We start from the raw sequence: 6,535 nt of genomic DNA on the forward strand, positions 1-6,535 counted from the left end.
AAGCTGGGTGTGGGCGGTCAGTACGCCGAGGCGTTGTCGACGTGGAAGTGGTAGAGGCTTCGGGCCGAGCCGTAGCGGGTGAACTCGGCGGGGTCGGCGTCGAATCCGGCCCGGGCGAGCAGATCGGACAGTTCCTCGAGGTGCTCGGCGCGCATCGGTTTCGTGATGCAGTCCGCGCCGAGCGAGGCGACCGTGCCGCGCACGTAGATGCGCGCCTCGTACAACGAATCACCCAGGGCTTCACCGGCATCGCCGAGTACGACGAGACGCCCGGCCTGACCCATGAAGGCACTCATGTGACCGATATTGCCGCCGACGACGATGTCGACGCCCTTCATCGAGATACCGCAGCGGGCGGCGGCATTGCCTTCGATCACGAGCAGGCCACCGTGCGCGGTCGCGCCCGCGGATTGCGATGCGTCGCCGGTGACGCGCACGGTGCCCGACATCATGTTTTCGGCGACCCCCACCCCGGCATTGCCTGCGACGGTGACGGTGGCGTATTTGTTCATCCCGGCGGCGTAGTAGCCGGCGTGCCCCTCGATGGTGACGTCGATGGGCCGGTCGAGCCCGCACGCGAGCGCGTGGGCGCCCTGCGGGTTCGTCACGGTCACGGTCGCGGGTGCCTCCGTCGCGTGCAGCGCGGCGTTGACCTCGCGGGTCGCGACCACGTCGAGGTCGTAGACGGTGGCGGACGCCGGTGCAAGGGCGAGGTCGGGGGTCGTGAGGTCGGGGGCTGTGAGGTCGAGTGGCATGGGGTTCTCCTCGGTCGTGGGGGCAACGACGGCGATCAGCGGTGCCATACGTAGACCCGGTCGGGTTCGGGTTCGAAGATGCGGGCGCCCGCGATTCCGGGAAGGCCGGCGAGCGCCCGGAATTCCGAGGCCATTGCGACGTAACCGTCGGTTTCGGCGACGATCGCGGGCTTGCAGGCGATGGGGTCGCGGACCACCGCGAACGAGTCGGTGGTCGATACCAGCAGCGTGTAGAAACCGTCGAAGCGTTCGCCGAGCAGTCTCAGGGCCTTCTCGAGGTCGGCGCCCTCGGCCAGATGTTTCGCGACGAACCGCGCACCCACCTCGGTGTCGTTCTCGCTGTCGAACCGCACACCCTCGGCTTCGAGTTCGCGTTTGACGGACAGGTGGTTGGAGAACGAACCGTTGTGCACGAGGCATTGGTCCGGCCCGACCGCGAACGGGTGCGACCCGGCGGCGGTGACCGCGGATTCGGTGGCCATGCGGGTGTGCCCGACGCCCTGCCATCCGGTCGCACCGGGAATGCCGAAGCCTTCGGCCAGTGCGACGGGGTCGCCCATGCCCTTGAGGACGGTGACGTCGTCGCCGAAACCGATGATCGTGGCACCGGGGTCGACGGCGCGGACCGTGTCGACGAGCAGGCCTGCGGGGACCGGGGCGTGGACGATCGTGGTCGGTGGTAGATCGATGCGGCCGACCGCGGCTCCGAGCGCCGCCGTCAGGGTGTCGGCGAGATCGTCGGCGGCACCGAGCAGCGACACCGACGTGGCGTCGGTGGGGGAGAAGGTGGGGTCGCCGTAGAGGGCCACGCCGGCGGAATCCGGTCCGCGGTCGACCATCTGGCCGAGCATGCCGGTGAGCAGTCCGCCGAGGCGGGGGTACAGGGAGGGGTCGCGTAGGTGAAGCCCGACGATTCCGCACATGTGCCGGTCCCTTTCGAATCGGTTGTCCGCCGCAGCGGGGGTCAGAAGGCGGTCAGATAGTTGTCGATCTCCCACGGCGTCACGGTGTTGTGCCAGTGGAAGAACTCCTCGCGTTTGAGGTTCGTGAAGTAGTCGGCGACACCGGGTCCGGCGGCGTCGAGTGCGCCGACGACGACGGGGTCGGCGGCGAGTGCGTCCATTGCGTGCAGCAGCGTCATCGGCAGTGCCTCGTCGGTTGCGCCGCCGCCCGGCCGGCCGGGGTCGAGGCCGCGTCGCACACCGTCGAGTCCGGCGGCGACTGCCGCTGCGGTCGCCAGGTACGGATTCGCGGAGCCGTCGCCGCCGCGCAGTTCGACCCGGTTGCCGTCGGGTACCCGCAGGTAGTGGGTGCGGTCGTTGCCGCCGTAGGTGGCGTGCCGCGGTGACCAGGTCGCGCCGGAACTCGTGGCGGTCGCTCCGGTTCGCTTGTAGGAGTTGACCGTCGGTGCTATGACGCCTTGCAGGGCGCAGGCGTGCTCGAGGATGCCCGCGATGAACGAGTAGGCGATCGGGGACAGGCCGAGGCCGCGGGGGTCGGCGCGGTCGGGGAATGTCGAGGCGCCGTCGCGCCACAGCGACAGGTGCATGTGCATGCCGGACCCGGTGCGGTCGGCGAACGGTTTGGGCATGAATGTGGCGGTCATGCCGCGCTGTTCGGCGAGTACGGAGATGAGGTAGCGCAAGGTGACGACCCGGTCCGCGGTGGTCAGTGCGTCGGCGTAGTTGAAGTTCTGCTCGAATTGGCCGTTGCCGTCTTCGTGATCGTTGGCGTAGTTGCCCCAGCCGAGCCGGTTCATCGCCGCCGAGATCGAGGTGAGGTGTTCGTACATGCGGGTGACGTCGCGTGCGTCGTAGCAGGGCTGGCGGGACGTGTCGCGGGTGTCGGCGGTGCGGAGCGACCCGTTCTCGTCCTTGTCGACGAGGAAGTATTCGATTTCGGCGCCGACGTTGATGTCGAGTCCCATCGTGGCGGCCTGCGCGAGTACCGATGTGAGGATGATGCGCGGCGCGTACGGCCAGGGTGCGCCTTCGACGTGCGGGTCGCAGTGCACCAGTGCCAGACCGGGCCGGACGAAGGGGATGGGGGTGAAGGAGGCGGGGTCGGGGATCGCGACGAGGTCGGGGTCCTTGGGGACCTGACCCATCGAACCGGCGGCGTACCCGGCGAACCCGACACCGTCGTTCTGTAGTTCGTCGACGGCCTCGACGGGAACGAGTTTGGCACACGGTTTTCCGGCGAGGTTGGTGAACACGGCGAGGATGAAGGTGGTGCCGGTGGCGTGGGCGAGAGCGGCGAGGCCGGGTTGTTCGGGAGCCGGCTGGTCGGGAGCCGGGTGTTCGGGAGCCGGCTGTTCGGGAGCGCTGGACGGTAGACGCATCACGGTGCGGTCGGGTACTTCGAGTGTCATGGTGTCCTCGGCTTCAGCTGATGGTTTCACTAGGTGAACCGATGTCGACTATAAGGAAACAGAACGCGTATTGCCAGTCTGTTACGGCCGCGTGAGGTTGCTATGAATGGTGCCGGCGCCGGCGATCCCACCTGGACTGTTCCGAAATTGGCTGGTGCGTGGATGTTTTCGTTACACGAGTTAACCGAGGCGCAACCACAACGGATGTTTCATGCCATTACTGTTCGTTTCACGACAGCGATCTAAGTGTCGTCGGCACCGCTGGTGCTCCCCACACCCTCCGAGGAGATCTCATGACCGATACCGTCACAGTTCCCGCCTTCCGAGTCACGGCGGACTTCTGGAAGACGCTCCCGCAGATGCCGGTGGACGAGTTCCCCGGCACCCGCGGCTACATCGACGACGTCTACCCCAACCCCGACGGCTCGGAGATGGCCGCCGGCTACTTCAAGCTCGAGCACACCGACGCGCCCCTGGACTACCTGTACGAATACGACGAAATGAAGGTCGTCCTCGACGGCGAGTTCCGGCTCGAAAACCTCGACACCGGACAGGTCGAGATCGCCCGCCCGAAGGACGCGATCTTCTTCCCCAAGGGGTCTCGGATCCGGTTCACCACCCCGGACGGGGCGCTGGCGTTCTACGTCGGCCAACGCACCTTCGCCCCGTAGGGAATCACGGCGATGAACGTCTGTGCGGACACGACCAGCGTGCCGCGATGGGCCGAGGAACGCGCAGTGGCCGACCGTGGACGGACGATCACCGTGCTGTCGTTCGGTGCCGCCGCCACGGAACGGGCACGCAGCCTGGTCGGAACCTTCGAAGGACGACGGGTGAGCTGGCTGCGACTCCCCGCGGCCTGGGGTGACGTCGCCGCGACGGCGCTCGAACGCATCTTGGCCGGGGCTCGTGTCGGCTGGCGTCTCGTCCTGGTCGGCGAGGAGGAACCTGTCCTCGCCGCCAGGGCGGCGGCCGTCGCCGCAGGTGCGCTCGACGCGGAGATCCTCCCCGAGGTGCTCGGCACCGCGAGCCGCACACTGTACTGCGCGCACTGCCTCGGCACCCATTCGACCGACGCCGCGATCGGCGAGACCAGCACCTGTCCGGGCTGCTCCGCCGAATTGGTGATATACCACCATGTTTCGCGGCGACACGGCGCCTATTTCGGCTACATGATCGACGCGGAGGAACGCTGATGACCCTCGTTTCCGACGCCGGTGCCACCGCGCGGGGTACCGGCGCAACACTGGCCCTGACCGTCACCGAAATCTCCGCCCTCGGCGCCGGGGTCCGGCACGTCCGGCTCGCCGACCCCGCCGGCGCCCCATTGCCCTCGTTCACCCCCGGCAGCCACGTCGTGATCACCTGCGGCCACCACGACGACGGCCGACCCCGCCGCAACTCCTATTCGCTGACCGGCCCGGAATTCGAGCCGGGCAGCTACTCGATCTCCGTCCGGCTCGACGAGAACGGCCGGGGCGGGTCCCGCTGGATCCACGACCTCGCGGTCGGTGACGTCGTCGAGGCCGGGTTGCCCCGCAGCGCCTTCGCCCCGGTCCTGACCGCCCGGCATCACCTGCTCGTCGCCGGTGGTATCGGCGTCACCCCGATCCTGTCGCACGCCCGCGCGGCCGCCCAGTGGGGCCGCTCGTTCGAGGTGCACTACACCTTCCGTGCCGGCGACGGCCCGCACCTCGATGCGCTGCGCGAACTGTGCGGGGACCGACTGCACACCTATCACGGGCCGGGCGAATTCTGGGCTGCGCTCGGTTCGGCACTGCTCGATCGGCCGCTCGGCACGCACCTGTACGTGTGCGGCCCGTCCGGCCTCATCGACGAACTCGCCGCGCGTGCCCGCGACGCGGGCTGGCCGGACGCCCGCATCCACTACGAACATTTCGGTGTCGGCGACCTCGATCCCGGGACGGCATTCACCGCGCACCTGCGTCGCACCGGCTTCGACGTCGACGTCCCGTCGGGGGTGAGCCTGCTCGACGCGCTCGAAAGTGCCGGCGTCGCAGTGCCGAACCTGTGCCGTCAGGGGGTGTGCGGCGAGTGCCGCACCACCGTCACCGACGGCCCGATCGAGCACCGCGACCTGTATCTCACCGACCCCGAGAAGGACGCCGGCGACTGCATGATGCCGTGCGTTTCGCGGGCCGGCGACACCCGATTGGAGTTGGAACTGTGACGGCCGCGACCGAATCCGTTGTGCTCCCGGACCGTGTCGCGCGGTTCCCGTTTCCGTTCCCGCGGGACACCTACCGGTACAGCACGAACGTCGAACCTGCCGGTACCCGCGCCGACACCGCCGCCGGCAGTTGGGGCGAGAACCCTGTGGACATCGACGGTCATCACCTCGACGACCTCACCGAGCGGTCGCGGGTGCTCGCCGCCGACCCCGACCGGTTCCAGGCGTTGCCGCACATGGACGTCGCACAGTGGGACGCGATGCTCACCCTGATGGGCATGCTCGCCGACGCCTACCCTCAGAGCTTCACCCTCGACCGTGACGGCGACCATCGACGGTGGCGCAACACCACCCTCGGGCTCGACCAGAGTTTCGTGTGCGGGCGCCCCGAGACCCTGCCGGAGTCGCCGCTGCTGTACATCGGACGGCAGATCCAGGAGGACGTCGTACTGCTCGACCAGCGCGACGGCGCGCTGTGGGGGGATGCGGGGCTGGTGACGTTCGCGGCGGACTGGTCGTTGCGCTTCGACGTCGGTATGAGCTTCCTGCAGATCCACGGCCCGGTGCCGCGCATCCACACCGAGGGTGTGATCGGGCGAGCGCACGCGTTCCTCATGGGACTTCATGCCGGACAACGCTATCGACGCACCAACTGGACTCTCACCGTCGATCGTCGACTCGACACCGCCACCGAAACGTATCCCGAATGGGGACGCGACCGCCGGCTGCTCGCCGACGGGCCGCTCGCCGACGTCGGATCTCGGCTGCACCTGCGCGTCGAGGTGCAGCACCTGATCCGGCTCGGTGCGTCCGGCGCGATCATGTTTCTCATCCGCACGTATCTGCTGCCCTTCGAGGAGGTCGCGTTGGTGCCCGAGTGGGCCGACCGGCTCGACCGGGTGCTCGACGAACTTCCCGACGACATGGCCGATTACAAGGGCATCGCCCGCACCCGCGGACCCGGTATGGCGTGGTTACGGGAGTTCGGTGGGGTGCGCCGATGAGAAATTCGGGAATCGTCACCGGGGCCGTGCCCGCGCTCGACACCGCAGGCCGGAATCACCTCGTGTTCTGTGTCGGGGACTGCGCCGACGCCCGCGTCGTGGTGGCGCAGTGGACGGCCCAGGCGCTCGGGGCCGGCCGGGTCGTCACCGTGGTGCCGGGGGCGTCCGCCGCCGAGGTGACGCAGTTCGTGAGGCAGGCGCGGGCCGGTAGTCG

General features: G+C 68.6%; 7 protein-coding genes and 1 pseudogene. 5 read left to right on the top strand and 3 right to left on the bottom strand.

Annotated features, from left to right (window positions below):
* Positions 1 to 17: 17 nt before the first annotated feature.
* The 3 genes from WAX14_RS13020 to glnT are packed head-to-tail and all read right to left on the bottom strand — an operon-like array spanning position 18 to position 3,126.
* Positions 18 to 755 carry a protein glxC gene (locus tag WAX14_RS13020; protein ID WP_422628480.1) on the bottom strand — a complete coding sequence of 246 codons (738 nt, stop codon included), beginning with the start codon at positions 753 to 755 and terminating at the stop codon, positions 18 to 20.
* A gap of 35 nt (positions 756 to 790) precedes the next feature.
* Positions 791 to 1,678, bottom strand: coding sequence for a glutamine amidotransferase (locus tag WAX14_RS13025; protein ID WP_422628481.1), 888 nt, complete (start codon positions 1,676 to 1,678; stop codon positions 791 to 793).
* Between the two features lie 41 nt (positions 1,679 to 1,719).
* On the bottom strand, positions 1,720 to 3,126 hold the full coding sequence (glnT, locus tag WAX14_RS13030) for a type III glutamate--ammonia ligase (protein ID WP_422628482.1): 1,407 nt from the start codon (positions 3,124 to 3,126) through the stop codon (positions 1,720 to 1,722).
* Positions 3,127 to 3,419: 293 nt separating this feature from the next.
* Between glnT and WAX14_RS13035 the strand changes: the two genes are divergently transcribed.
* The 5 genes and pseudogenes from WAX14_RS13035 to WAX14_RS13055 all read left to right on the top strand — a co-directional run.
* Complete coding sequence (locus WAX14_RS13035; protein WP_422628483.1) at positions 3,420 to 3,797, top strand: ethanolamine utilization protein; 378 nt, start codon at positions 3,420 to 3,422, stop codon at positions 3,795 to 3,797.
* 12 nt (positions 3,798 to 3,809) lie between these two features.
* Entirely contained in the window at positions 3,810 to 4,322 is a 513-nt protein-coding gene (locus WAX14_RS13040; RefSeq protein ID WP_422628484.1) for a dimethylamine monooxygenase subunit DmmA family protein, read from the top strand.
* The gene (locus WAX14_RS13045) at positions 4,322 to 5,317 is read left to right on the top strand and encodes a PDR/VanB family oxidoreductase (RefSeq protein WP_422628485.1); all 996 of its coding nucleotides are present in this window, start codon (positions 4,322 to 4,324) and stop codon (positions 5,315 to 5,317) included. Before WAX14_RS13040 ends, WAX14_RS13045 begins: the two co-directional genes overlap by 1 nt.
* Positions 5,314 to 6,321, top strand: a complete 1,008-nt coding sequence (locus tag WAX14_RS13050) for a heme-dependent oxidative N-demethylase family protein (RefSeq protein ID WP_422628486.1) — start codon at positions 5,314 to 5,316, stop codon at positions 6,319 to 6,321. The genes WAX14_RS13045 and WAX14_RS13050 overlap by 4 nt, the downstream gene beginning before the upstream one ends.
* Positions 6,318 to 6,535: pseudogene (locus WAX14_RS13055) on the top strand (hypothetical protein); the annotation flags it as partial. The gene WAX14_RS13050 and the pseudogene WAX14_RS13055, both read left to right, overlap by 4 nt.

It is taken from the genome of Rhodococcus sp. (in: high G+C Gram-positive bacteria), from assembly GCF_049299235.1.
Taxonomy (GTDB): Bacteria; Actinomycetota; Actinomycetes; order Mycobacteriales; family Mycobacteriaceae; genus Rhodococcus.

Bases quoted from the DNA above. Each gene is read 5' to 3' on its own strand.
- WAX14_RS13020 (WP_422628480.1), bottom strand. From the start codon at position 755: ATGCCACTCGACCTCACAGCCCCCGACCTCACGACCCCCGACCTCGCC.
- WAX14_RS13025 (WP_422628481.1), bottom strand. From the start codon at position 1,678: ATGTGCGGAATCGTCGGGCTTCACCTACGCGACCCCTCCCTGTACCCC.
- glnT (WP_422628482.1), bottom strand. From the start codon at position 3,126: ATGACACTCGAAGTACCCGACCGCACCGTGATGCGTCTACCGTCCAGC.
- WAX14_RS13035 (WP_422628483.1), top strand. From the start codon at position 3,420: ATGACCGATACCGTCACAGTTCCCGCCTTCCGAGTCACGGCGGACTTC.
- WAX14_RS13040 (WP_422628484.1), top strand. From the start codon at position 3,810: ATGAACGTCTGTGCGGACACGACCAGCGTGCCGCGATGGGCCGAGGAA.
- WAX14_RS13045 (WP_422628485.1), top strand. From the start codon at position 4,322: ATGACCCTCGTTTCCGACGCCGGTGCCACCGCGCGGGGTACCGGCGCA.